The 25,967-nt window shown below is 46.2% G+C and carries 16 protein-coding genes and 1 tRNA gene; 11 read left to right on the forward strand and 6 right to left on the reverse strand.

Annotated elements, in window-relative coordinates:
- The first annotated feature begins 1 nt into the window (after position 1).
- Both ICN42_RS10960 and ICN42_RS10965 read left to right on the forward strand, forming a co-directional pair.
- A complete protein-coding gene (locus tag ICN42_RS10960) occupies positions 2–2,746 on the forward strand; it encodes a phospholipase D-like domain-containing anti-phage protein (RefSeq protein ID WP_216254681.1) in 2,745 nt (914 codons plus the stop codon).
- A 100-nt stretch (positions 2,747–2,846) separates the two neighbouring features.
- Complete coding sequence (locus ICN42_RS10965) at positions 2,847–4,979, forward strand: DUF262 domain-containing protein (RefSeq protein WP_216254683.1); 2,133 nt, start codon at positions 2,847–2,849, stop codon at positions 4,977–4,979.
- 170 nt (positions 4,980–5,149) lie between these two features.
- Here the strand turns inward: ICN42_RS10965 and ICN42_RS10970 are convergent, their stop codons facing one another.
- Together ICN42_RS10970 and ICN42_RS10975 are read right to left on the reverse strand one after the other, a co-directional pair.
- Entirely contained in the window at positions 5,150–5,962 is an 813-nt protein-coding gene (locus ICN42_RS10970; RefSeq protein WP_216254686.1) for an NYN domain-containing protein, read from the reverse strand.
- A 278-nt stretch (positions 5,963–6,240) separates the two neighbouring features.
- Positions 6,241–6,317: transfer RNA gene (locus ICN42_RS10975), tRNA-Met, on the reverse strand.
- A 258-nt stretch (positions 6,318–6,575) separates the two neighbouring features.
- Between ICN42_RS10975 and ICN42_RS10980 the strand changes: the two genes are divergently transcribed.
- The 3 genes from ICN42_RS10980 to radA are packed head-to-tail and all read left to right on the forward strand — an operon-like array spanning position 6,576 to position 10,346.
- Positions 6,576–8,417, forward strand: coding sequence for a potassium transporter Kup (locus ICN42_RS10980; RefSeq protein ID WP_255539376.1), 1,842 nt, complete (start codon positions 6,576–6,578; stop codon positions 8,415–8,417).
- Positions 8,414–8,923, forward strand: coding sequence for a hypothetical protein (locus ICN42_RS10985; protein ID WP_216254691.1), 510 nt, complete (start codon positions 8,414–8,416; stop codon positions 8,921–8,923). Before ICN42_RS10980 ends, ICN42_RS10985 begins: the two co-directional genes overlap by 4 nt.
- 58 nt (positions 8,924–8,981) lie before the next feature.
- A complete protein-coding gene (radA, locus tag ICN42_RS10990) occupies positions 8,982–10,346 on the forward strand; it encodes a DNA repair protein RadA (RefSeq protein ID WP_216254694.1) in 1,365 nt (454 codons plus the stop codon).
- Positions 10,347–10,359: 13 nt separating this feature from the next.
- Here radA and prmB read toward each other — a convergent pair whose 3' ends face one another.
- From prmB to dapD, 3 genes are read right to left on the reverse strand one after another with little or no spacing between them, the layout of a single operon-like run.
- A complete protein-coding gene (gene prmB, locus ICN42_RS10995) occupies positions 10,360–11,256 on the reverse strand; it encodes a 50S ribosomal protein L3 N(5)-glutamine methyltransferase (RefSeq protein WP_216254698.1) in 897 nt (298 codons plus the stop codon).
- Between the two features lie 38 nt (positions 11,257–11,294).
- Complete coding sequence (dapE, locus tag ICN42_RS11000; protein WP_216254701.1) at positions 11,295–12,446, reverse strand: succinyl-diaminopimelate desuccinylase; 1,152 nt, start codon at positions 12,444–12,446, stop codon at positions 11,295–11,297.
- Positions 12,447–12,458: 12 nt separating this feature from the next.
- Positions 12,459–13,286 (reverse strand): 2,3,4,5-tetrahydropyridine-2,6-dicarboxylate N-succinyltransferase, encoded by an 828-nt coding sequence (dapD, locus tag ICN42_RS11005; protein WP_015421440.1) that lies wholly within the window; start codon positions 13,284–13,286, stop codon positions 12,459–12,461.
- Between the two features lie 174 nt (positions 13,287–13,460).
- On the opposite strand from dapD, the gene smc reads away from it, so the two are divergent.
- The 6 genes from smc (at position 13,461) to ICN42_RS11035 (ending at position 23,359) form a co-directional block, all read left to right on the forward strand.
- Positions 13,461–16,982 (forward strand): chromosome segregation protein SMC, encoded by a 3,522-nt coding sequence (smc, locus tag ICN42_RS11010; protein ID WP_216254704.1) that lies wholly within the window; start codon positions 13,461–13,463, stop codon positions 16,980–16,982.
- Between the two features lie 18 nt (positions 16,983–17,000).
- Entirely contained in the window at positions 17,001–18,053 is a 1,053-nt protein-coding gene (locus ICN42_RS11015; RefSeq protein WP_216254707.1) for a cell division protein ZipA C-terminal FtsZ-binding domain-containing protein, read from the forward strand.
- A gap of 9 nt (positions 18,054–18,062) precedes the next feature.
- A complete protein-coding gene (gene ligA / locus ICN42_RS11020; RefSeq protein WP_216254709.1) occupies positions 18,063–20,078 on the forward strand; it encodes an NAD-dependent DNA ligase LigA in 2,016 nt (671 codons plus the stop codon).
- Positions 20,079–20,319: 241 nt separating this feature from the next.
- Positions 20,320–22,350, forward strand: coding sequence for a hypothetical protein (locus ICN42_RS11025; RefSeq protein ID WP_216254712.1), 2,031 nt, complete (start codon positions 20,320–20,322; stop codon positions 22,348–22,350).
- 206 nt (positions 22,351–22,556) lie between these two features.
- Positions 22,557–22,829 carry a hypothetical protein gene (locus ICN42_RS11030; RefSeq protein WP_216254716.1) on the forward strand — a complete coding sequence of 91 codons (273 nt, stop codon included), beginning with the start codon at positions 22,557–22,559 and terminating at the stop codon, positions 22,827–22,829.
- Positions 22,830–22,858: 29 nt separating this feature from the next.
- The gene (locus ICN42_RS11035; protein WP_216254718.1) at positions 22,859–23,359 is read left to right on the forward strand and encodes an NUDIX hydrolase; all 501 of its coding nucleotides are present in this window, start codon (positions 22,859–22,861) and stop codon (positions 23,357–23,359) included.
- Here the strand turns inward: ICN42_RS11035 and ICN42_RS11040 are convergent.
- Positions 23,356–25,959: a [protein-PII] uridylyltransferase gene (locus ICN42_RS11040; protein WP_216254721.1), complete on the reverse strand. Its 2,604-nt coding sequence runs from the start codon at positions 25,957–25,959 to the stop codon at positions 23,356–23,358. The two genes, ICN42_RS11035 and ICN42_RS11040, sit on opposite strands and share 4 nt — an antisense overlap.
- Positions 25,960–25,967 lie beyond the last annotated feature (8 nt).

Below are 25,967 nucleotides of genomic sequence, written 5' to 3' on the forward strand. Positions count from 1 at the left end.
CATGCCTGACATCAGTCGATTTTCATCTCTAAGGGATCGACTTGACCATGTTTTTTTGGCCGATAAGCTACGCAATGCAAGATCGTATAAAAGAATTGCCGGCTACTTTAGATCGTCCATATTGGAGCTGGTTGGTGAAGAAATTGAGTCAATAGAAGATGTGCGTATCGTATGCAATTCCGATTTAGATCCTGCGGATTTAAAGGTGTCCAAGGCAGCTCGAGATACAGCCTTGAAAGAGCGTTGGAATGAGCTTTCCCCCGAGGTTGAATCCCTTATGCATAGGGATAGGTATAAGAAGCTTTACCAGCTACTTGTTTCCGGAAAAGTAAAAATTAAAGTCGTCCCTAAGGATGTTGTATTTCTTCATGGAAAGGCTGGGGTAATTGAACAGGCGAATGGCAGTAGAACAAGTTTTCTAGGTTCAATCAATGAGAGTAGATCAGCATTTGCTAAGAATCATGAAATTCTTTGGGAGGACCGCTCGAAAGAAGGTTGTGATTGGGTGGAGCAGGAGTTTGAGAAATTGTGGGCTATGGGCGAGGACCTGCCTGACGCAATTATTACTGAGGTTAAGCGTATTGGCGGTCGTAAAGAAGTAACTTTTGATAATGTCCTGCCCGAGGATTTGCCTGCTGCCGTAATGGTTGAGGCGCCTATATACCGAGGCGGGGAGCAACTACAACCCTGGCAGCGTTCATTTGTAACAACTTTTTTGCAGCATAGAGATACTTACGGTAAGGCGCGTCTCTTAATTGCAGATGAGGTTGGATTGGGAAAAACTTTAGCCATGGCTACATCAGCCTTGGTTGCGGCATTATTGGGTGATGGGCCGGTCCTTATACTTTGTCCTGCAACTCTCACTTTGCAATGGCAGACAGAATTAAGGGATCGACTAGGAATTCCTAGTGGGGTATGGGTATCAAGCCAAAAGTATTGGGTTGATCCAGAGGGTAGAACTATCCCTACGCGTGGTTCAGAAGATATAGCTAGATGCCCATTTCAGGTGGCAATTGTTTCTACTGGACTCATTATTCATCAATCGGAAGAGGTGCAAATTCTTTCAAAGCTAAAGTATGGAACTTTAATTCTTGATGAAGCCCATAAAGCTCGTATGAGAGGTGGATTAGGTAAAGATATAGAACCTAATAATTTGCTAGCATTTATGAAGATTGCGGCAGCTAATGCGCGGCACGTATTGCTTGGTACTGCAACCCCAATCCAAACTTCAGTAAGTGAGCTTTGGGATTTAATGGGTGTTTTAAATCAAGGTGCAGACTTTGTCATGGGCCGGGAATATGCGTCCAAATGGCAAGATGTAGAAAAGGTTCACCCCTTAATAACGGGCAATCGCCAAATCTCAGATGAATCTGATGCATGGCAATTGTTAAGTGCTCCTCTTCCATCGGATAAAACGCCAATGTTAGATTTGACGGCAAAATCATTGTTTAAGAATATTCGAATGGATTTAGGGGTTGGTGAAAAAACTTTTTATACAGATGCTTTGCCGAGTCAGCTACAAATGCAAACCAGAAGTTTTGATTTAGCCCCAATCTTAGGTACAGATTTCTTTAAAAGGAATAATCCATTTGTTAGGCATGTAGTGCTTCGTCGCAGGAAATCGCTAGAAGATGCAGGATTGCTTGAAAAGATAGCTGTAAATGTACATCCGCAACCTAATGCAATACCTGGCACCTATAGGGGCGTTCAGTTTGATGGAATTGGTTTAATTACTACTAGACCATTTGAAATCGCTTATGAGGCTGCTAACGGTTTCGTTAATGAGTTAAGCAAAAGAACCAAGGGGGCGAAACTACTTAGGTCAATATTCTTGCAACGAATATGCTCTTCGTTCGAATCTGGAAGATCCACCGTCCAAAGAATGCTAGATAAGCAAATTGGTAGCATTGATGATGAAGACGATTATGACGAGGAAAAGAAGGTTCTAGAAACCTTGACTGAAAAAGAGCTTGATTATCTTGAGGTTATCAAGAGTGAGCTTTCAAGACCTGAGGCTCATGATCCCAAGTTGCAAGCAGTTAGGTGGTTTTTAAAAGATTTCCAAAGTGATGGAAAACCTTGGGCAGATTTAGGGTGCATCATATTTTCTCAGTACTACGATACTGCCAAGTGGGTGGCATCTGAGCTGGCTAAAGACTTTCCCGATAAAAATGTCGCTGTTTATGCTGGAGCTGGAAAGAGCGGAATGTATAAGGGAAGCGATTTTGTTCATGTAGAACGTGACGTAATTAAAAAATTAGTTAAGACAAGGGATGTTGAGCTTGTGGTTGCAACTGATGCTGCCTGTGAAGGGTTGAATCTTCAAACTCTTGGTACCTTGATTAATATTGATCTGCCCTGGAATCCCTCAAAGCTAGAGCAGCGCCTTGGCCGTATTAAGCGATTTGGCCAAGCAAGAAAATCTGTGGATATGCTAAATCTCACTTATCACGGGACACGTGATGAAGATGTTTATAGAAAAATTTCAGAAAGAATGAAGGATAGATTTGATATTTTTGGCGGAATTCCAGATTGTATTGATGATGACTGGATCGAAGATTTTGAAAAATTTGAAGAGCTTGCGGACACTCATTTGCATATGAGAAACCAGGTTACTAATATTTTTGAGGAAACATGGGGAAAGACTGTAAAAACAGAGGATAAATGGGAGGAGTGTGCACGAGTACTCTCGCGTAAGGATATTGAATCAGTAATGAGTACTCCTTGGGGTAAAAAATTATGCTAGCTTTGGCTATTTCTAAAGTCTTCCTAAAATAAAGATCAATTCCGAGACTGGAATTCAGTTGTGAAGTATTTAAAACAAAAAATATGAGCAAGGATTTTCTATGAAGATTTCAACCATTCTCGAAAAGATTGACGAGAATCAGCTTTTTGTCCCAGCTTTTCAGCGCGAGTATGTATGGAAGCGCGAGGATGCCAAGCAGCTAATCGATTCATTAATAAAAGAATATCCAACGGGGACAATGCTAACGTGGGAGACCAATAAGCCACCAGAACTTAAGGGCCCTCATATATATAGTGAAACACAGGGGGCTGTGCGCCTTCTATTGGATGGTCAGCAACGCGTAACAACGCTTTATATGTTGATTAATGGCAAATTTCCACCGTACTACACGGCTGCTGAAATAACAAATGACACACGGGGTTTGCATGTAAACCTCGAGACTCTTGAGCTTTCATATCACATGAAATCGAAGATGGACAATAATCCACTTTGGCAAAATATTACAGATATTTTCCAAAGAAGAATTCGATCAAGAGATATTGTTAATCAACTAGCGGATCGCGGGGAGCGGGTATCACGTGAACGTGAAAACATCATTGATGATAATGCGCGAACAATTGAAAACATCTTGTCCCGCGAGTTTCCTGAACAAACTATACCTATTAAGGCTAGCGTAAGAGAGGCCATTGAAATCTTCTATAAAGTGAATGCTAGCGGTGTAGCGCTTACAGATGCTGAGTTAGCCTTGGCGCAAATTTCTGGGTATTGGCCGCAAGCGCGAGATAAGTTCAAAGCAAAACTTGATCAACTCCATTCGGAAGGATATGTTTTTTCATTAGATTTTATTGTGTATGCACTCTTGGGATGCTTGTATCACCTGGGGTCAGATATGAAGAAGCTTCATGATTCTGACAATGGCGAAAAGTTACGTGAAGCCTGGAATCTACTTGATACCAAGGTGTTGGATTATGTAGTTAATCTAATGCGCACTAATGCATATATTGACCATACCGATGAAATCAATTCCCCTTACGCCTTGATTCCAATCATTGTGTACTGCTTTGATAAAAAAGGACTTCCTTTATCTGAAGTTGAAATCCGAAAATTGGTGAAGTGGTTCTTCTACTCCCAGGTTCGCACTCGTTATGTTAGTCAATTGCCACAAAAGCTTGATCGCGATCTTCGAATCGTGTGTGAATCACCACAGCCTTTCGACGGACTCTTGCAAACTATCGCAGAAGATAATAGGCTCGAAATACTGCCTGCGGAGTTTGTTGGTCATGGAATAAGACATCCGCTATTTAGCATGATGCGTTGGTACTTTAAGAGTCAGGGTGCAGTTTGTTTAACCACCGGAATGACTCTTAGACGCAATATGGGCGAAAAATATCAACTTGAGCGCGACCATATTTTTCCTTATTCCAAGCTAAAGGCAGCCGGGTATGGGGAGGGCAATCGCGTTAAATATGCGCTAGCTCAAGAGTTAACTAATCGAGCCATTCTTACCCAGGTTGCTAATCGTTCAAAATCCGATACTAATGCAATTGATTACCTGGCGGGGGTGAAGGAAAGGTTTCCTAGGGCATTAGCCTTACAGTGCATTCCAGAAGATGAGAGTCTTTGGGAAATCGAACGCTATGAAGAGTTTCTTGAGGAGCGACGTAAATTACTTGCGAGGCAATTAAATCATTTTCTAGAGAATATTACTGCGACTGAAGATTCTGTAATTCCGGTTACGCTAGAGGATTTGATTGCTGAAGGTGAAAGTGATGAGCTTGAATTTAAGTCAACCCTGCGTTGGGATTTAAATGAAGGAACCATCAACAAAAGGCTAGAAGAGGTTATTACCAAGACCATTGCAGCTTTTACTAACTCTAACGGTGGCACTTTATTAGTAGGTGTATCTGATGACGGCAGTATATTGGGGCTAGAGTCTGACTATCACTCATTAGGAGGTGGTGACCGCGACAAGTTTGAGCTTCACCTGCGTAATTTATTAAATCAACAATTTGGCGCGGCGTTAGTTTCCACAAAAGTTTCAGTTCAATTTCATGAGGTTGGTGAAAAAGAGGTCTGCCAGATTGAGGTTTTATCCAATAAAACACCTGTCATTGTGAACCTGAAGGATAAGAATGGTCAGTCAGCTGAGAAGTTTTTTGTTCGTAGCGGAAATTCTTCTCTAGAGCTACCCCCATCTGAGATGAGTGTTTATTTAAAAGATCACTTTAGTTAGGTTGTAGAGAGATGCTCGATGCTGTAATTGCTTCATTTGCATTAAATGCCACGATATTCGGCAATTGAAAACGGTAAAGAGTTGGAGTACTTCAAGTGCGCATTCTGTAAGACCAGGTATTGGAAGCTGGCAAAGTAGGCAATAAAAACCCGCTGAAGCGGGTTAAATTACTATTTTGGTTTGAAAAGGGCCTTAAACGCAGCTCGTAGCCCTCTTTTTTCATGCTCCTCTAAGCTCCTTCCAATTTTTTTTCTACCAAAGCCAAGAAGCTTTCCGTCTACCTCTGGGGGTAGCGGTGATTTTTCTTGGACAACTATGCCAGTTGATATTTCTACCCCATTTTTGAATTCCGCCGCAATCTGCTGAAAGTTTGCGGTTGCTGCTGGCTTTCCTAAAGGGTTGGGCTTGCCATCGCCGACCTTTGGTTTTGGAGACTCAGCTGCTCGAGCTTGCGATTTTGCAAATGAAAGTATCTTCTTTTCGTCCCATACGTACCCTCGGTCAACCTCTGCCAACAGAAAGGGTGAAGTCGAGGTTAAGCCGCCAATCGACAATTGATGAACCCTTAGCCCTAGTGATTGAGCTGCCACAACACCTGGAGTTATATCGGCATCCCCGCTTATAAGAAGGGCATCTGTAATGGCTTTTGTTTGAGTGAGACTGATTATGTCGGCAATTATTAGGCCATCCACACCCTTTTGCTGTCCCATGCTATTTCTTGTGCCCAGTCTTAACTTAAAGTCATCAAGCTCTTGAATATTTCTATGCTCGGCAGAGGAGTCGGAGATGCTTGGGCCGTCATACCAGTAGACCCTTAGCAACTCTGAGGTGGAGAAATTCTCATTAACTATTTCAAGAAGAGTTGTTCTAAGTATCGGATAGTCAATGAATATATTGTTTCTGTTGGTTCTATCTCCAATGACAATTTTATGTACTTGAGCCCAAAAATAGCCAGCATCCATAAACACAGCAACAGTACGCATGCAACTTCCATTCCGTAGAAAGTGGAAAGGGCTCATTTAACTGAGCCCTTTCGGTAGGGACGCTTTTGGGCGCCGAGATTATTTGGACGCTTTTGGGCGCCAAAAATAGTAGATTAGATTGTAAAACATCTTTTTACACTTTTGGCTAGTGATGATGGGTAATGTAAGGGAATCCCCCTTAATTACTGCTTTTTCATTATTTGTCTACGATACGTCTACGAGAGCCAAATAAACCAAAAAGGCTTTCAAGTCGATTGACCTGAAAGCCTTATAAATACTGGTTGCGGGGGCAGGATTTGAACCTACGACCTTCGGGTTATGAGCCCGACGAGCTGCCAGACTGCTCCACCCCGCGTCTGAAGCTGAAATTCTACCATTTTTTAAGGGCTCCTGTCGAGCTATGCCTCTAAATGGAGTTCAAATAAGCGATTTTGAGGGGTAAATATCACCCCTGAGTCAGCCTGCATAAGGAGTAACATATTGCCACGCAACATTGTGATGAGGCCCATTAATGTCAGTTAGTAACCCAGAGTTTTCGCAATCCTCTTTATTGAGGCCGGTTGAGATTTCTCGGCAAGAGGGAGGGCATTCAAAGGGCGCTTCATTTTCACTCATGCTTGCGGCAATTGGCGTTGTCTTTGGTGACATTGGAACTAGCCCTTTGTATGCCCTTAAAGAGTGCTTTAGTCCTGAGCATGGCATTCCCTTTTCGCCTGAAGCTGTTTATGGCGTCATTTCGATGGTCTTTTGGGCATTCGCAATTGTGGTGTCTCTTAAGTATGTGATGTTTGTGATGCGTGCCAATAACCACGGCGAAGGCGGCATCCTTGCTTTAATGGCTCTGGCATTACGTACAGCGCCGTCAGGCTCAAAGCGATCCCTCGGCATCATCATGGCCGGAGTCTTTGGCGCCTGCATGTTTTATGGTGACGCCATCATTACTCCCGCAATCTCGGTCCTGTCAGCCGTTGAAGGTATGGAGGTGATATCACATGATTTCACGCGCTACATCATTCCCGCGACTATTGTTATTTTGGTGGGACTATTTGTAATTCAGAAAACAGGTACTGCAGTAGTGGGTAATCTGTTTGGCCCAGTCATGTTAATTTGGTTCGTGGTCATCGGTTTAATGGGTGCTTATCAGGTGGTTGGTAACCCAGCTATTTTTGCTGCGGTTAATCCGCTCTATGCCATCCAGTTTATGAATGAACATGCATTGCAAGGCTTTATTGTTTTGGGTGCGGTGTTCTTGGTGTTAACAGGCGCAGAAGCGCTCTATGCGGATATGGGGCACTTCGGCGCTAAACCAATTCGCTTGGGCTGGTTCTTTATTGTGATGCCCTGTTTAATTTTGAATTACTTTGGCCAGGGGGCTATGTTCTTGAGTCACCCTGAGAACATCACCAATCCATTCTTTTTAATGGTGCCAGAAGGTTTTGTATTGCCCCTAGTTATTTTGGCAACTTTGGCTACTGTAATCGCCTCTCAAGCTGTAATCTCGGGCGCCTTTTCCATGACTAGCCAGGCAATTTTGCTAGGTTTTGTTCCACGTATGAAAATTCGCCACACATCCGATCGAGAAATTGGACAGATCTATATGCCATTGGTGAATTGGACTTTGTTGATTTTAGTGATTGCAGTGGTCTTGGCATTCAAAAAATCTGAGAATTTAGCCGCCGCTTACGGAATTGCCGTTACCACTACGATGATTGTTACGACATTTTTGGCTGCCATCGTCATGCGGATTGTATGGCGCTGGAATACCTTGTTGGTAACTTTAGTGATCAGCGCTTTTTTGATTGTTGATTTAGCCTTCTTAACTGCCAACCTATTAAAGATTATGGAGGGCGGTTGGTTTCCATTGCTGTTGGGGGCAGCCTGCTTCCTTTTGTTGATGACTTGGTATCAAGGACGTAGATTATTGCGACTACGTGCCGTAGAGGAGGGTATTGAGCTCAAAGGATTTGTTGATGTTTTGATGAAGAACCCTCCCCATCGTGTAGAGGGTACGGCCATCTTTTTGACTGCCCATGTTGACTACTTGCCCGTTTCTTTTCTGCATAACCTAAAACACAATCACGTGCTCCATGAACGGGTTTTTTTCCTCAAGGTCAGTATTTGGGATGTGCCTTATGTGAAGGATGAAGAGCGCATTACTTTGCGAGATTTGGGAAATAATATTTATGTAGTCAGAGCTGTATATGGATTTAATGAGACGCCAGATATGGGCACGATCATTGAGTTGATTGAGAAATCATCCGGACTTAAATTTAACCTGATGGATACCTCCTTCTTTTTGTCTCGCGACACTATCGTTGCTACTGACGCGCCTGGAATGGCTTTATGGCGTGAGCGTCTGTTCTGCTGGATGTATCAGAACGCTGGACGCCAATCTGACTTCTTTAAGATCCCCGCTAATCGTTTGGTTGAACTTGGTGCAAAGGTAGAGATTTGAGAAAGCCGATTACCTTTCGCTCACTACTTTCATTGGGGGCGTTTCTGCTGGTTTGCTCCCTTAGCAGTATGGTTCTCGCCACCCCTGCAGAAGAGGCTCAGTTAGAGCAATTTGATAAGATTGAGCAAGAGTTAGAGTTACAGCGTGACTGGGCTAAATACCGTTGGGGCAAAACCAATTCCGAGTGTTATCAAAAATACTGGGTCAATCGGTGTTTGAGTCAGTCTCGCGCCGAGTACCGTAAAGAGATCGATCCGATTCAGGCGCAAGAAGTAGACTTGCATGAGGTGCAGCGCAAGTTGCGCGCCAGCATTAAAGATCAGCGCGATGCTGCTAAGATTGCCGAACGCGCCTCAGCTGAAAAGGCTGCTGAGCGCTCGGCTAATCAAAAAGAATTTGAAGAAAAGCAAAAAGCAGCAGCTGCTCGTGCGGCTGATGTAGAGCAGCGTCGCAAAGATGCACCTAAGCGTGCTCAAGAAAACAAAGCGGGCACACAGCTCGATTAATTGATTTTTTACTGCTTTACCCGCTTTTAACTTATTTACTCTTTTATTAGGTATTACTTTGGCCAAGATTAAAACAATCTATATCTGTCAGTCATGCGGTGGAACCTCTGCCAAATGGCAAGGACAGTGCCCTTCATGCCAGGCATGGAATACATTAGAAGAGGGCTTGCCTGAGGTGAGCTCGAATACACGTTTTCAAGGTTTGGCACAATCACTTCCCCGTCAAAAGCTCTCCGCTATTTCAGCTGAAGATCTTCCGCGTTTTAGTACGGGCGTAGAGGAGTTTGACCGAGTGTTAGGTGGTGGCTTGGTTCCTGGTGGCGTAGTTCTGTTGGGTGGTGATCCTGGTATTGGTAAATCTACCTTGTTGCTGCAAGCACTTGCTGAAATGAGTGCCGCCGGTATGAACGTTCTCTACAGTAGCGGCGAAGAATCTGCTGCGCAAATTGCCTTACGAGCCAAACGGATTGCATTGGATGCTCCTCAGCTAGAGGTACTGGCCGAGATTCAGTTGGAAAAGCTGTTATCCATCATGGATACGATAAGGCCGCAGGTCTTGGTAGTGGATTCCATTCAGACCTTGTATTCAGAGGTGCTGAGTTCTGCTCCAGGATCTGTTGCGCAAGTGCGAGAGTGTGCCGCGCAACTCACGAGAGCTGCTAAATCTAGTGGCATCTGCGTCTTGATGGTGGGTCACGTAACTAAAGATGGTCACTTGGCCGGTCCTCGTGTACTCGAGCATATCGTAGATACCGTTCTGTACTTTGAAGGTGATACCCACTCTTCATTTAGATTGGTGCGCTCGATTAAAAACCGTTTTGGCGCAGTCAATGAGTTGGGCGTGTTTGCCATGACAGAAAAAGGTTTGCGTGGGGTTGCAAATCCATCCGCGATCTTTCTGTCTCAGCATGCAGAGATGGTGCCAGGCGCTTGCGTATTGGTTACACAAGAAGGTAGCCGCCCGCTCTTGGTGGAAATTCAGGCACTGGTGGATACCGCGCATATTCCTAATCCACGACGCCTTGCAGTGGGCTTGGAGCAGGCGCGTTTAGCCATGCTCTTGGCGGTGCTCCATCGCCATGCTGGTATAGCTTGCTTTGATCAAGATGTTTTCTTGAATGCAGTGGGTGGTGTCAAGATTTCTGAGCCGGCAGCTGACTTAGCGGTACTACTTGCTATTCAATCCTCAATTCGTAATAAGGCCTTGCCTAAAGAGCTGATCGTATTTGGTGAGGTTGGTTTGGCTGGAGAGATTCGTCCATGCCCACGTGGTCAGGAGCGCCTCAAGGAGGCGGCCAAACTCGGCTTTACTATAGCGATTATTCCAAAGGCCAATATGCCTAAGACGAAGATTCCAGGATTGAGGGTGATACCAGTAGAGCGTATTGATCAAGCTATCTCTGCAGCTGCAGAGCTCAGTTAAATCAAGCGCTGACTTAGCGCAAGTCTTCTGCCTGAATCAGCAGGACCTGCTCATCGCCCGCAGATACTTCCATCCAAATTACTGGGATCTGCGGAAACGCTTTTTTAAAGTTTTCATACTCATTGCCAATCTCAATCAGAATAGCGCCGCGCTCAGAGAGGTAGTCAGGGGCGCCAGCAATAATCTTGCGGATGAGATCCATGCCGTCATTGCCACCAGCCAAGGCTAATACAGGCTCCGCATGATATTCGGCGGGGAGGGTATTCATGGAATTAGCGTTGACGTAAGGTGGGTTACAAATGATGAGATCAAAGAGATTATCTTCATGGGGCTCTGGTAGCGCATTCCAGAGATCACCCTCAAATAGCTCGACCTGTGAGGTAAGGCCATGGCGATCGAGATTGCGAGAGGCTACTGCTAACGCAGGCAAGCTAATGTCACAAGCACTCACATGAATATCAGGGCAGGCTAAGGCTAGCAAAATCGCTAAGGATCCATTGCCAGTACAAAGATCTAGTGCTTTGCCATCTGCAGGCAACCAAGTCTCTAATGAGCCATCTACGATTAACTCGGCAATCCAAGAGCGAGGAACAATACTTTGCTCGCTGGAGAAAAATGGCACACCCATCAACCATGCTTCGCCCAAGATATAAGCCAGGGGCTTACGTGAAGAAATGCGGGTATCAGCAACCTCAAATGCTTTGCTAATTTGCTCGGCGCTCATCACTTGCTCTAAGTGATCAAGTGCATCTGTAGGGCTGAGATCAAGTTGTTTGCTGGCAATCCACAAAGCCTCGCTTTGGGCATCAATGGCACCATGGCCATAATGCAAATCCGCAAGCTCTAGTCGTTGTGCAATTTGATCAATACATTGATCAAGCGTAAAAGATTGCTGAGGCGCGGGGTCCATTAGGAATTTTTAAGAGGTAGGTGATTGACTAAGTAGTCTTAAGCAATAAGATGCTCGAGTGTTTTGCGATAGATATTTTTTAGTGGCACAACATCATCCACAATCACGCACTCATCAATTTTGTGACTTGTTGCATTGAGTGGGCCAAACTCAACTACCTCATTGCAAATCTTCGCAATGAAGCGGCCATCACTTGTGCCGCCAGTGGTGGAGAGTTCTGTATCGATATGGGTTTCGGCTTTGATAGCCTTGCGTAGCGCGCCAGCAAGGGCGCCATCACCAGTAATGAATGGGCTACCACCGAGCACCCAGTCAATTTCAAAATCGAGCCCAGCAGCACTCAGGATGTTCTCAAGGCGACTGCGAAGCTCTTCTGGCTTGCTCTCTGTGGAGAAGCGGAAGTTGAAATCGATTGCCAGCTCACCAGGAATGACGTTATTCGCGCCAGTGCCCGCATGAATATTGGAAATCTGAAAACTCGTAGGCTGAAAATACTGATTACCTTTATCCCATTCGGTTTCTACTAGCGCTTGAATCGCTGGCGCTGAAAGGTGAATCGGATTCCTGCCAAGGTGAGGGTAGGCGATATGCGCCTGAATGCCTTTAACTCGAAGCTTGCCAGATAGGGAGCCGCGACGACCGTTCTTAATCATGTCACCCAATTTATCAACTGAAGTTGGCTCACCAATGACGCAGTAATCTAGGCGCTGACCATGTTTTTTCAAGCGCTCGCACATGATGACGGTGCCATCATTGGCTGGACCTTCTTCATCGCTAGTAATTAAAAAGGCAATCGAGCCTTTGTGATTCGGATGGGTGATCACGAATTCTTCTGTGGCAACAACAAATGCCGCAAGAGAAGTTTTCATATCCGCTGCGCCACGACCATAGAGCATGCCATCCCGAATAGTTGGCGTAAATGGATCGTTGGTCCATTTTTCCAGCGGGCCGGTAGGCACAACATCGGTATGCCCGGCAAACATTAAGACTTCGCCTTGATCTCCAGCTGCACCCTTTTTGATGGCCCACAGATTGGTGACCTGAAAGTTCTCGGGACCACTGACAACACTCTCCGTATGAAAGCCAATGGCTTGAAGGCGTTTGGCAATGAGCTCCTGACAGCCCCCGTCCGCTGGTGTGACCGATCGGCAGGAGATAAGGGCTTCAGTTAACTCAAGGGTGGCGCTCATAGATTATTGGGCTTAATCGCGCAAGAGTTCGTTAATCGCAGTCTTTGCTCTAGTTTGAGCATCTACTTTCTTCACAATGATTGCGGCGTATAGGCTGTACTTGCCACAAGCAGAAGGAAGGGAGCCTGGCACCACAACAGAACCTGCCGGTACACGCCCATAATGGATTTCACCGGTTTCGCGGTCGTAGATCTTGGTGCTTTGACCAATGTATACGCCCATAGAGAGAACAGCGTTTTCTTCAATCACCACGCCTTCAACGACCTCAGAGCGGGCGCCGATAAAGCAGTTATCTTCAATAATGACCGGACCAGCTTGGATTGGCTCTAAAACACCGCCAATACCAACGCCACCAGAAAGGTGAACGTTTTTGCCGATTTGGGCGCATGACCCAACGGTTGCCCAAGTGTCAACCATCGTGCCTTCGCCTACATAAGCACCAATATTGACGTAGGAAGGCATTAAAACGGCATTTTTGCCGATAAATGAGCCTCGACGAGCCATTGCAGGCGGAACAACGCGGAAACCGCCATTAGCAAAGTCTTCAGCGGTATAGTTTTCAAACTTACTAGGCACCTTGTCGTAGAACTGGGTATAGCCACCAGCACCCATGGGTTTATTGTCTTCCAGGCGGAAAGATAGCAAAACTGCCTTCTTCACCCACTGGTTTACTTCCCATTTGCCGACGCTACGGCGTTCAGCCACACGAATACTGCCCGTGTTGAGGCCTTCGAGAACGGCGTTCACTGCATTGCGGATTTCCCCAGAAACGGCCTCAGGAGACAGGTTTGCGCGGTTTTCCCAGGCTTGTTCGATGATGCTTTGTGGTGATTGGCTCATGCTTTTCAGTTAACTATCAGATTGTTAAGGGGTTTTGCCCCTGGATGTAGATTAATCATTATATCGGTGGGGCAAAAACCCGTGTGGGGAGCCCTAAGCTTGCTATCATCTTCCCACTTTAGTAATAATTTTTACCCCCTTATTTGAACCCCTTTTTTCCCTGCAAAGTACGCCGTGCAACTGAAATCCATCAAACTTTCCGGCTTTAAGTCCTTCGTCGACCCAACCCATTTCGAAATGCCAGGTCAATTGATCGGTGTTGTGGGTCCTAACGGTTGCGGAAAGTCGAACATTATTGACGCTGTACGTTGGGTTTTAGGTGAGTCACGCGCGAGCGAGTTGCGTGGTGAATCCATGCAGGACGTTATTTTTAATGGTTCTGGTTTGCGCAAACCGTCTGGTCGCGCCAGTGTGGAACTCATTTTTGATAATTCGGATGGTCGTGCGCAAGGACAGTGGAGTGCTTTTACTGAATTAGGCGTTAAGCGTGTCTTAACCCGTGACGGCAACTCAAGTTACTACGTCAACAATCAAGTCGTGCGCCGTAAAGATATTCAAGATATTTTCTTGGGTACTGGTATGGGTCCAAGAGGTTACGCCATCATCGGGCAGGGCACTATTAATCGCATCTTGGAAGCTAAGCCAGAAGAGTTGCGTGTTTTCTTGGAAGAGGCTGCTGGCGTTTCTAAATACAAAGAGCGTCGCAAAGAAACAGCCTCACGTCTTGAAGATACAAAAGAAAACTTAGTTCGTGTAGAAGATATTTTGCGCGAGCTTGATCAGCAAGTCACTCGTCTAGAGAAACAAGCAACCGTGGCCGAGCGCCATGCGGAGCTCTCTACATCAATGAAGTCTCAGCAACAGTTACTCTGGTTTGTGCGTCAGACTGAGGCTGGTAAAGAGCAAGAGCGCCATGCTAATGGTATTCGTGATACTCAAGTGAGCTTAGAAGAGCAGACCGCAAAAATGCGTCATGCTGAAACAGAACTTGAAACCATGCGTACCGAACAATACGCTTTACAAGATAAGGTTTCTCAGGCTCAAGGCGATTTGTATCAAACCAATGCTGATGTCAGTCAGGTTGAGTCACAGATTCGTTATGTACAAGAAGCGCGTCAGCGTCTACAACAACAATCTCAAGATTTGCAAGCTCAACTACAACGTTGGACCGTTCAAGAAACTGACGCCGCTCAAGCCCAGCGCACTGCCGAGCAAGAACTCAGTATGGCTGCGGAAAAAGAGCAAACATTGTTGGCGGATTTATCTGGCTTGCAAGAGCAAATGCCAAGTCGTGAAGAGGCCTATCAAATTCATGCGCGCGAACTGAATGATGCGCGTGAGAACTTGGCCACGATTGATCAGCGTTTAGCCAGTTTGGGTGAACGTGTTAAAGCTATTACGACACAATTAGAAGAGCTCAAAGGGCGCGATACCCGTCTTGAGGCTGAACTCGCTGGTATGCGCAGACCTGATGCTGAAGCATTGCAGACGGCGGTTGATCGTCATGCCATGGCCCAACGCAAAGTAGACGAAGCAAGACAAAAAGCTGGCGAGGCTCAACAACGTGTGCCTGCTGCTGATGAGGCTCGCAATACTGCGCAACAACAGATTCAGTCAGCCAATCAAGAGTTAGCTCAAACTGAAGCTAAATTGACCGCATTGACTGCCTTGCAGGCTAGCGTTCAAGCGCAAGGCAAGATTGGTCCATGGCTTGAGAGTAAAGGTTTAAAAGAGAGCAAGCGTTTATGGCAAGAGCTCAAAGTAGAGAGTGGTTGGGAAGCTGCTTTGGAGTCCGTGCTGCGCGAGCGTTTGGCTGCCGTTACGGCAAAGAGCGTTCAAGAAACTTTAGCCCTAGCAAATGATGCGCCCCCAAGTCGTCTAGCAATTTTGTTAACGGAGGATATCTCTCCTGCGCACACTACGGTGCCAGCCGATTTCACCCCTTTGCTAACTCGTGTTCAAAGTGCAGGGGCACCGCGTGTTGCTGCTGTGTTGCAAGAGTGGTTAGACAATATCTATATTGCCAATAGCCTGGAAGATGCACTGCATCGTCGTGAGAAGTTACCTGCTGGTGGTGCATTCGTTACTCAACAGGGTCATTTAGTAAGTCGTGTGGGTGTGCAGTTGTATGCGGCAGACTCTGAGCAAGCTGGTATGTTGGCGCGTGCTCAAGAGATGGAAGGTCTTGAGAAGCAATTGCGCGCACAAAAGCTGATTCAGAGTGAATTGCAGGGTGAGTTGGATCAATGTGTTGCCAACTATCAAGCCGCCCATCAAGCTGCAGAGCAAACTCGTGTTGCCGCAGAGCATGCGGTACAAGAAGTGCACGGCTTTGAAGTAGAAAGAATGCAGTTAACTCAAGCTGAAGAAAAGTACAGTCAACGCGCTGAACAAATTCAGGGTGAGTTGAGTGAGTTACGTCAGCAAATAGGGCAATTGACTCAAACTCAAGAGCAATCTTCTGAAGAGCTCGCTCAGTCAGAAGAATCTAAACAGGGCATGCAAGAAAATCTTGCAATAGCTCAAGAAAAACTCGAGTTAGCCACCCAAGAGCGTGATCGTCTGCGTGAAGCTTTGCGCTCATCCGAAATGTCAGCTCAAGAAGCGGCTTTTGCAACCCGATCTTTACAGCAACGTATTGCTGATTTGCAGCGCGATCAAAGTACCGCACGTGTTCAGATCATGGAGATTCAGGATAAGCAGGCTACTTCAGAGCAAGAGCTCGAAACGCTCAGTGATGAAGAAGCTCAAGATAAATTGCAGGGCCTCTTGCTGGCTCGCAGTGCTCGCGAAGCTGCGTTGGCAAATGCCCGTACCGAACAAGATGCTTTATTGCATCAATTGCGTGAAGCTGATGAAGTGCGCATGCAGATTGAGCGAAGCCTGCAGCCAATGCGTGACAAAGTGGTCGATTTGCAGTTGCGTGAACAAGCTGCCCGCTTAAGCTTTGAGCAATTTGCAACCTTGCTGTCAGACGCTGAGGCAGATCTCATCGCGCTTGAAGCCAGCTTTAGCCCAGATCTTAAGGTAGGCGCTTTGCAAAGCGAAGTAACCCGTCTAGGTAATGAGATTCAGTCCTTAGGCCCAGTCAACATGGCTGCCTTGGATGAGCTTTCCAGCTCCCGTGAGCGTAAGCAGTTCTTAGATGCACAGTCTGCAGACTTGAATGAGGCAATGCAAACCTTGACTGATGCGATCGCTAAGATTGACGCGGAAACCCGTGATCTCTTGCAGGGTACATTTGATCAAGTAAATACCCATTTCGGTCAGTTGTTCCCTGAGCTCTTTGGTGGTGGTCATGCCGAATTGGTAATGACTGGTGAAGAGATCTTGGATGCCGGTGTGCAAGTGATGGCTCAGCCTCCAGGCAAGAAGAACAGCTCTATCTACTTGCTCTCCGGTGGTGAAAAAGCCTTGACAGCGATTGCCCTGGTCTTCTCTTTATTCCTGCTGAATCCAGCGCCATTCTGTTTGCTCGATGAGGTTGACGCACCATTAGATGATGCGAATACCTTGCGTTATGCGCAGATGGTTGCCAAAATGTCCAATAAGACTCAGTTCGTGTTCATCTCACATAACAAGATCACAATGGAAATTGCTCATCAGTTGATTGGTGTCACCATGCAAGAGCAGGGTGTATCTCGTATTGTGGCGGTGGATATTTCTTCTGCAGTATCTATGGTGGAGGCAGTTTAAGTGGATCTAGAGCAATTCATGACAATGCTAGGTTTGTCTGACTTGCAGTTCGCTTTGGCTGTTATTGGCCTGCTGATTCTTATTGCAGTAGCCATTTTGAATCTCAAGTACGCTCGCGCCCGCCGTAAGGCAAGGGCTGCTGGTGAATATTCTGTGGAAGATCTTTTTGCAAAAGAGCCGTCTTTTGGTCAAACCTCTTCTGATTCTGAAGGGCGGGCAGAACCCTCCTTTGGGGACATTGGAGCTTCAACACCATCCATTCCAGAAAGTTTTTCAATTGACCCGCGGATTGATTGCGTCATCACCTTACGTTTTGATGAAAGTATTAGCGGCGCTGAAATTCTGGAAGAAATTAATGCTTGGGCAAATGAGCCGAGCACTTCAACAGCGCGATGGATGTGCGAAGGCTTAAACGCAGATGTTGATGCAGCTGAAGACTGGGAAGCGCTCCGTGCAGAGGCATCTTATTCTGAGCTACAGCTAGCGATTCAGTTGGCTAGCCGTCGCGGTCCCATTGGCGTCTTAGAGTTATCTGATTTTTGCTCACGCGCGCAAGCCCTTGCGGAAACACTAGGCTCCCAGATTGACATGCCCAGCGTAAACACCATGCTCGAGAGCGCCAAAGAGTTGGATGCGATGGCTGCGGAGAGCGATATTCAATTGAGTATTAATGTTCTATTTGATGAGGCTACCCCTGGCGCCAACTTTGATGCCTTAATGCGTAAGAGGGGTTTTAGACTTTCTCGCAATGGCCGCGCTTATGAGTTTTATAGCAATGGCGCACTCATTTTTTCTAGTGCAGAAATCGATCCCAATGCACCTGTTAAACAAGTGACCTTGTTGCTTGAGGTGCCTTTGGTACCGCAGGATGAACGCGCGTTTGAGCGTATGTTGGGTGAAGGAATTGAGATTGCCCAAGCCGCTCATGGCCGCTTGGTAGATGACAATGGCATTAATCTAACTGAAGCCGCGGTGATCAGTATTCGACAGCATCTCGATGTCTTGTATGCCAATCTTGAGAAGAGTGGCGTTCCAGCCGGCTCTTCTACCGCAAGCAGACTCTTTAGCTAGGGAGCGGCTTTGTCGTCCTCTAGTTCGACAAATTTAGCGGATCGCTACGCATTCTTACAAGTCGAGTTAGCGCGCTTAGAGCATGCTTACTACGTTCTAGATAATCCAATAGTTCCTGATAGCGAGTACGACCGCCTCTATCGAGAGTTGCTCGATATTGAGGCCGCGCACCCTGAGTGGGTAACTGCCGACTCACTCTCGCAAAGGGTGGGTGGTATTGCGCTAAAAGAATTTAATTCAGTGACGCATGCCGTACCCATGCTGTCTTTAAATAATGCCTTTGAAGATGCCGAACTGATTGCCTTTGATCGTCGTTGCCGTGAGGGCTTGCATGTTGATCAAGTAGATTACGCAGGTGAACTCAAATTTGATGGTCTAGCAATCTCACTGCGCTATGAGCATGGCTCCCTAGTTAGGGCGGCGACCCGTGGCGACGGTACTAGCGGTGAGGATGTCACTGCCAATATCAAAACGATTCGTGCTATTCCACTAAAACTGTCTGGTAGCCATATTCCAGAAGTATTAGAAGTGCGTGGGGAAGTCTTTATGTATCTCAAAGACTTCCAGAAAATGAATGAGCAAGCTGCAGCCCTGGGCGAGAAAGAATTTGCGAACCCTCGCAATGCTGCTGCAGGAAGTTTGCGCCAATTAGATTCCAAGGTCACCGCCAAAAGACCGCTCTCATTCTTTGCTTATGGGCTAGGAGCACTAGAGCCACAGTCCTGGCTACCAAAGACCCATGAAGAGTTGCTGAACGCTTATGTCAAACTTGGCTTACCAGTTTGCTCTGAGCGCCGTGTTCTTAAATCTGTAGAAGAGATTTTGGCTTTTTATAATGAGGTTGGTACAAAAAGAGATTCATTGCCATATGACATTGATGGTGTTGTCTATAAGGTCAATTCATTTGCGGAGCAGGCAAAGCTAGGCTTTGTATCCAGAGCCCCGCGCTTTGCTTTAGCCCATAAGTTTCCTGCGCAAGAGGCGCTAACTACTGTCCTCGGTATAGATGTGCAAGTTGGCCGTACGGGTGCTATTACTCCTGTCGCTCGATTAGCGCCTGTAGAAGTGGGTGGAGTTACTGTGACTAACGCTACTTTGCATAATGAAGATGAGGTCAAACGTAAAGATGTACGCATTGGCGATACCGTCTCCGTAAGAAGGGCTGGTGATGTAATTCCTGAGGTGGTGTCCGTTGTTAAAGAGCGCAGACCGGCTAATGCAACCGAATTCAAAATGCCTACCCGTTGTCCAGTATGCGATTCACATATTGAGCGCTTGGCAGATGAAGCGATTGCCCGTTGTAGCGGTGGCCTATTCTGTGGCGCGCAACGCAAGCAGGCGTTGATTCATTTTGCGCATAGAAGAGCGCTAGACATTGAAGGTTTGGGTGAGAAGATCGTAGACCAGTTGGTTGATCACAATCTAGTAAGAACACCTGCGGATCTCTATCGCCTTGGGTTTACTGCCATAGCTAATCTAGAGCGCATGGGTGAGAAGTCGGCTGATAACCTCATTGCGGCAATCAACCAATCACGCAATACCACGCTAGCCAGATTTATCTTTGCCCTAGGCATTCGTCACGTAGGCGAGACCACCGCTAAAGACTTGGCTAACCACTATCAATCCATGCATGCTCTGATGGATGCGAGCGTTGAGGACCTCCTTAGCGTCAAAGATGTGGGCCCTGTAGTTGCAGACTCCATCATCAGCTTTATGGGGGAAGCCCATAATCGCGAGGTGATTGAGCAACTACTTGCTTCAGGAATGCAGCTTTCTGTAGAAGAGAAAGTTATCAGTGCAGCGGTAGCGGGTAAGACATTTGTACTTACAGGCACATTCCCTACAATGACTCGTGATCAAGCTAAAGACTTACTTGAAAAAGCGGGCGCCAAAGTCGCGGGATCGGTCTCAAAGAAAACAGACTATGTAGTGGCAGGAACGGATGCCGGTAGCAAACTCACGAAGGCAGAAGAACTAGGCGTCCCAGTGATTGATCAGACTGCTATGTTGGGGCTCTTGAAGTAAGGGATCCTGGACCCTACAAAATCTATTGCCGGACATTTCTTGATATAAATGCATTGCGCTTAAATCGATTGTTGTCTTCAGATTTCCCTGGTCTGCCATAGTCTCTTTAGGGGGATCGCATCTAAATTTATGAATTAATGAAAGATGCTCTGATTTAGTGAGCACTGATCCTGACATTAGCCCTAGGGATAAGGTAAAGTGTTGTAATTCAAAATATACCTAAATCTTGGAGATCGTCATTTTGCTCACTTCTTTTTTTAAATCCTTCCGCTTCAGCTACTTTATTATTTTTTTCGCCATATCCTTGGGATTAGTGGCTTGTGGTGGTGGAAGTGGTGGCGGCTCCTCGGCCAGCAGCTCTCCAAGTGCAAATTATGTTGTTAGTACATTGAGTGACTCTGGGGCGGGCTCACTGAGGGCAGCCATTACCTCTGTGAATAGTGCACCATCAACCCAATACTCAGGTATTACCTTTTCTGTTGCGGGGGTTATCACCTTGGCAAGCGATTTGCCTGCGATTACAAACAAAGTCCTCATCGATGGAACGACAGCGCCTGGATACTCCGCTGGTAATACCACTACAGCCCCACTAGTTTCAGTTAACTTTAATAACGTTAGCTCAGGCTTTAATTTTAATAGCGGGTCTGCTGGCTCTAGTATTTATGCACTTTCTATTATTGGCTCAAACTCCAATGGCGTTACTTTAAATGCTGGCAGCATCACTCTATTAAGTAACTATATCGGTCTAAATCTGAGTGGGGTAGCGGCGCCTAATGCGCTGAGCGGTATCTACATTGCTACTTCATCGACCAATAACGTGATTGGCTCCAATCCTAAAAGTATTTCTGGACTCTACTCAAATGTCATTTCTGGAAATCTGCTCCATGGTATTCAGCTTTATGGCAGCGCCGGGAATAAGATTCAGGGTAACGCTATTGGAACTAACCCAGCCGGTACTGCTGCTATTGGCAATCGGGGTAACGGCATCTATGTCACCTACTTCTCTACAGAAAATACCATTGGCGGTACGGCGTATTTCAATTCGGCAACTGGCCAAACTAATAATCCAACCGGCAACAAAGGCACGGTTCCTATTATTTCGATTGCCCCGCCTCTGGGAAATCTGATTTCTGGAAACTCGCTTAATGGGGTTCTGATTGATGGTGGATCAGAATTAACCGTTCTGAGTGGTAACTTTATTGGCACTAATAATGTTGGAACTAGTGCGATTGGTAATACCTTGGATGGGGTAATCATTCGCAACGCAAACAACAATCAACTCATCGGCTGTACTTTTGAAGACAATCCATTTATTTATTACAACGTGTTGAGCGGTAACGGGGGGAATGGTTTGCATGTGGCTGACTCAAATGCGATTTTGATTCAAGCTAACTTCTTTGGTGCTGGCGCAAATAATGCCTCCATGGTTCCGAATGGTGCATATGGAATTTTGGTTGACGGGACATCGGCAGGTGTTCAGGTCGGTGGCGTGATTCCATTAGGCAATGTTTCGGCTGGAAATAGGCTGGATGGTATTAAAGTCTCAGGAACGGCTAGTGGCTTTACTACATTTAATACCTTTGGTGGTTTGTATGCCTTTCAAGGAGCAGCTCCAAACGGTGGCAATGGTATTACGATTGACTCCACAGGTGGTAACAATTTAATTCGTACCAACGTATTTTCAGGCAATACGCATCATGGTATTGAGATTTCTGGAAATGCTTCTGGGGTTACAGTGGATCCCAATGTGGTTGGTCTAAATACCGAAGGTACTGGAGCGCTTGCTAATCCGCCGGTTACCGGGTTTGGAAACGGTGGAAGCGGGGTATATATTGCTGGAAGTGCTCATGATAACTTTATTGGTGGCTACAATAATTCCGTTATCCCACAAAATACCTTCTCGGGAAATGCGAACTACGGTATTGAAATTGTGGGCACTGCAAGCAACAACAAGATATTTAATTCTGTAATTGGATTGAGCACTACCATGCTGGATAAGTTTGGCAATGGTTTGGGCGGTATTTACTTGGGGGTTAATAGCGTCAATACTTACATTGGTCCGTTCACAGCTCCTTCAACATCAACCGGTACAGGAAACGTAATTAGTGGAAATACAGGATATGGATTGATACTTACCCCTGGGTCATCAAGCACAATTCCGTCGGGCGCGACTCTTACCGATGGTAATTGCAATGGATGTGGCCGTCTTGTTAGAGGTGGAGACTTGATTCCAGGTGTATTTCCGAATTCAGCAGGCCCTGTAGCGCCTTAACTTGAGAATAATGCCAACTGGCGTCGAGCTTGTTGGCATTTTTTTATGGTGCTCCTAAATACAAGAGAGCTTTAGTGACAAAAATTCTGATTGCTGTATTGGTATAGTCGACATTCTTTGTCTCTATTTTTCCCAAAATACCTCCGCCAATGATGCCCCTAAAGGGAACGTAGCAGGATATGCCTAGACCTCCTCAAGGCGGTCTAATGAGGGATGATTTTCGTAGGCCTGTTGATCAAATTGGTCGTGATCTTGGGGTGACACCAGATCAGTTTAGGATGTGCTTTAGTAATGTCAATCCTGCGCCAGAGGGTTCTTTACCGGACTCCAATCAAAAACATGCAAACAGGCAAGCGCTCTTGAGCTGCCTTCAAAGGGTTAATCCAGGTATTAACAACAATAGTTTAGATCTGGTGATGGATCAATATCGATCTGGCGGTAGGAGAGGCTCAATAAACCCCGGTCTTGAGGCTAACTAACTCTTACAATATTATCTTGAGACTTACCTATGAACATTATTGATCAGATCTCTGTCGCAGTCGCTCACTCGCCGTTCAAGAGTTCGTGCGATCAAGTCTTGTCCTCACCAGCTCCTTATTCTCGCTCTACAGAGCAGGGTCACATTACGGCTAGTGGGCTAGTAATTAAAGATGGAAAAGTTCTGTTGATTTTTCATCCTTATATTAAGCAGTGGTTTCAGCCAGGCGGTCATATTGATGAGGGCGAGGAGCCTATTCAGGCTGCAATTCGCGAAGTCTTTGAGGAAACGGGGGTAATTTGCGAACCCCTGGAGGGACATTTAGATCCTATAGATATTGACTTACATGAGATCCCTGAAAACCCTAAAAAAGGTGAGGCAGGGCATCTACATATCGATCTATTATTTTTACTTCGGGTTGTAGAGGAGCGAGAGCCTTCTGAAGATATTCAAAAGGTTTGGTTGCCGTTTGAAAAAATTACCAATGAGCGCATTCGGCGAGCATTGCAAAAACTACAGTCTCCGACCTAGTCTCCCAGGGCTTCGAGCAAATCTGTCTCTAGCAAGATCTGTAATTTTGGATTTTTGCTCAAGTTGGCCGCATCCAGGAGGAAGACGTCTTCTACTCGCTCACCCAATGTGTTGATGCGTGCCGTATGGAGGGAAACGTGATGTTTGGCTAAAATTCTAGAGATAGCATAGAGTAGGCCAGTGCGATCACTGGCTGATAGCGAGAGGGCATAGTAATGACCACGTTCATCCGGAGTCATATGCACTCGTGGCTGAATGGGGAAGGTGCGCGACTGCCTTGAGAGTCTACCCATGCTTGGTGATGGCAGGGAATCGTTATTTTGTAGTGCGGCAGTAAGCTCGTACTCGACTAGCTGAATCAGGTCACGATAGCTTCCGCCTTCATCTACCAAATTACTGCCCGAAATTTGGAATGTATCCAGCGCATAACCATGCTTCGTCGTGTGAATACGAGCATCCCAAATCGAGAAGCCGTGGCGCTCGAAGTAGGCACAAATTCTGGCAAATAAGTCTTCTTGGTCTTTAACGTAAACGGCAATCTGTAAGCCTTCGCCTACCGGAGAGAGGCGAGCACGTACAACAGGCGTTTCGCTATCTACCTTGTTAAATAGATGGCGTGTTAACCACGCAATATCAGCTGCATCTTGACGTAAGAAGAATGCGACATCCAATTGCTTCCAGAGATTTTCATAAGCAGAGTCTTCAATGGCATAGAGTCGCAACTTAGCGCGAGATTCTTCTTGATGCTGCGCGAGTTCTGAAGAGGCATCTGGCTTTGCGCCACCCAATACGCGCAGGGTTACGCGATAGAGATCCTCTAATAGTTTGCCCTTCCAGGCATTCCATACTTTTGGACTGGTACCGCGAACGTCTGCGACAGTCAGCAGGTAGAGCGCAGTCAGATGGCGCTCATCACCAACCTTTTTGGCAAATGCTTGTACTACTTCTGGATCGGTGATGTCTTGTTTTTGGGCAACTTGACTCATATTCAAGTGCTCTGCAACCAACCATACTACGAGTTCGGTATCTGCCTTGTCCAGGCCATGATCCTTTGCGAACTTGCGCATGTCTGCTTTGCCAAGCTCTGAGTGATCACCACCACGTCCTTTGGCAATATCATGAAAGAGAGCGGCAATAACCAATAGCCAGGGCTTCTCAAAATGGGCAATCAGACTGCTGCAGAAAGGAAACTCATGGGTATGTTCAACCACCATAAAGCGGCGCACATTACGCAGCACCATCAAGATATGTTGATCAACGGTATAGACGTGAAATAAGTCATGCTGCATCTGACCAACGATTTTTCTGAAAGCAGGCAGATAGCGACCGAGAACGCTAGTACGGTTCATGAGTTGAAAGGCGCGACTGACTCCTTCAGGCTCTTTCAGGATCTGCATAAATAAAGCGCAGTTCACTGGATCCTTGCGCCATTTGCTATCCATCTTTTGGCGGGCGTTGTAGAGGGCTCTAAAGATCGTTGCGGATAAGCTCTTGACGTTGGCAGTTTGCGCAAATACTAAGAAGGTGCGCAGAATTTGTTCTGGGTGCTTCTGAAACAACTGGGGGTCGGTGATGTCCAGGACGCCCTGACGCTCAATAAAGCACTCATTACCTTCACCTGGAATCGCATGAGTCGTTTTTGATTCTTGAGGAAAGAGTAGTGCTTCAATATTTTGAAGTAGCACGTCATTTAGCTGGCTGACTGCTTTAGCAGCCCAATAGTAGCGACGCATAATTGCTTCGCTTGCCAGTCTTGATGACCCTTCCTGAATACCCATGGTTTCAGCAAGGGGCGCTTGTAAGTCAAATACCAATACATCTTGTCTGCGCTTAGCAAGGAGATGTAAATTGGCGCGTAGAGTTTCTAGAAAACGCTGGTTGCGATTGAGTTCAGTTAATTCACGTTGAGTGACTAAGCCAGCGAGACTCAAATCTTTGAAGGTGCTTCCTAGGTGTGCCGCTTTGCTGACCCAGGAGATTACCTGTAAGTCACGCAAGCCGCCGGGACTCTCTTTACAGTTGGGTTCTAGGGAGTAAGGCGTGTCCTGATATTTATAGTGACGCTGAATTTGCTCTGCTAACTTAGCCTGGAAGAATGACTTCGGATCTAAGGTTTGTTCGTAGATGGACTCGAATTCCTTGAAGAGGACTTTTTTGCCACAGATTAGTCTCGACTCTAGCAAAGAGGTGCGGACTGTAATGTCTTGCTCCGCTTCAGAGATGCATTCAGCTACCGTTCTGACGGAGGAGCCAATTTCTAAACCGGTATCCCAGCATTGCGCTACAAACTTTTCAATCTTGCCCGCAAGTACATCTTCAAAGTATTGCTTATCCGCAGGCAGCAAAATCAGAATATCAATATCAGAGTAGGGAAAGAGTGCGCCACGACCAAATCCACCCACTGCTACAAGTGCGACATCTGAATTGAGTTCACATGAATTCCATAAGCTGATGAGGAGTTCATCACTGAGCTTACTTAGTTGCTTCGTTAGCCTACCCACCACTTGGTGTTCACGAAAATCGGCATATACCAACTCTCGTGCAGCTCGTAAGCTGGCAATATCTGCAATAGGTTTCATTGCTGCGAGAGTTTGACCCATTTCGCTTG

The sequence above is a fragment of the Polynucleobacter sp. 71A-WALBACH genome, from assembly GCF_018882365.1.
In the GTDB taxonomy this organism is placed as follows: domain Bacteria; phylum Pseudomonadota; class Gammaproteobacteria; order Burkholderiales; family Burkholderiaceae; genus Polynucleobacter.

Excerpts from the sequence above, each read along its gene's own strand:
- ICN42_RS11040 (WP_216254721.1), bottom strand. The coding sequence starts at position 25,959 with ATGGGTCAAACTCTCGCAGCAATGAAACCTATTGCAGATATTGCCAGC.
- ICN42_RS10970 (WP_216254686.1), bottom strand. The coding sequence starts at position 5,962 with ATGCGTACTGTTGCTGTGTTTATGGATGCTGGCTATTTTTGGGCTCAA.
- dapE (WP_216254701.1), bottom strand. The coding sequence starts at position 12,446 with ATGAGCGCCACCCTTGAGTTAACTGAAGCCCTTATCTCCTGCCGATCG.
- ICN42_RS11015 (WP_216254707.1), top strand. The coding sequence starts at position 17,001 with ATGACAATGCTAGGTTTGTCTGACTTGCAGTTCGCTTTGGCTGTTATT.
- ICN42_RS10960 (WP_216254681.1), top strand. The coding sequence starts at position 2 with ATGCCTGACATCAGTCGATTTTCATCTCTAAGGGATCGACTTGACCAT.
- dapD (WP_015421440.1), bottom strand. The coding sequence starts at position 13,286 with ATGAGCCAATCACCACAAAGCATCATCGAACAAGCCTGGGAAAACCGC.
- ICN42_RS10980 (WP_255539376.1), top strand. The coding sequence starts at position 6,576 with ATGCTTGCGGCAATTGGCGTTGTCTTTGGTGACATTGGAACTAGCCCT.
- prmB (WP_216254698.1), bottom strand. The coding sequence starts at position 11,256 with ATGGACCCCGCGCCTCAGCAATCTTTTACGCTTGATCAATGTATTGAT.
- ICN42_RS11035 (WP_216254718.1), top strand. The coding sequence starts at position 22,859 with ATGAACATTATTGATCAGATCTCTGTCGCAGTCGCTCACTCGCCGTTC.
- ICN42_RS11030 (WP_216254716.1), top strand. The coding sequence starts at position 22,557 with ATGAGGGATGATTTTCGTAGGCCTGTTGATCAAATTGGTCGTGATCTT.
- ICN42_RS10965 (WP_216254683.1), top strand. The coding sequence starts at position 2,847 with ATGAAGATTTCAACCATTCTCGAAAAGATTGACGAGAATCAGCTTTTT.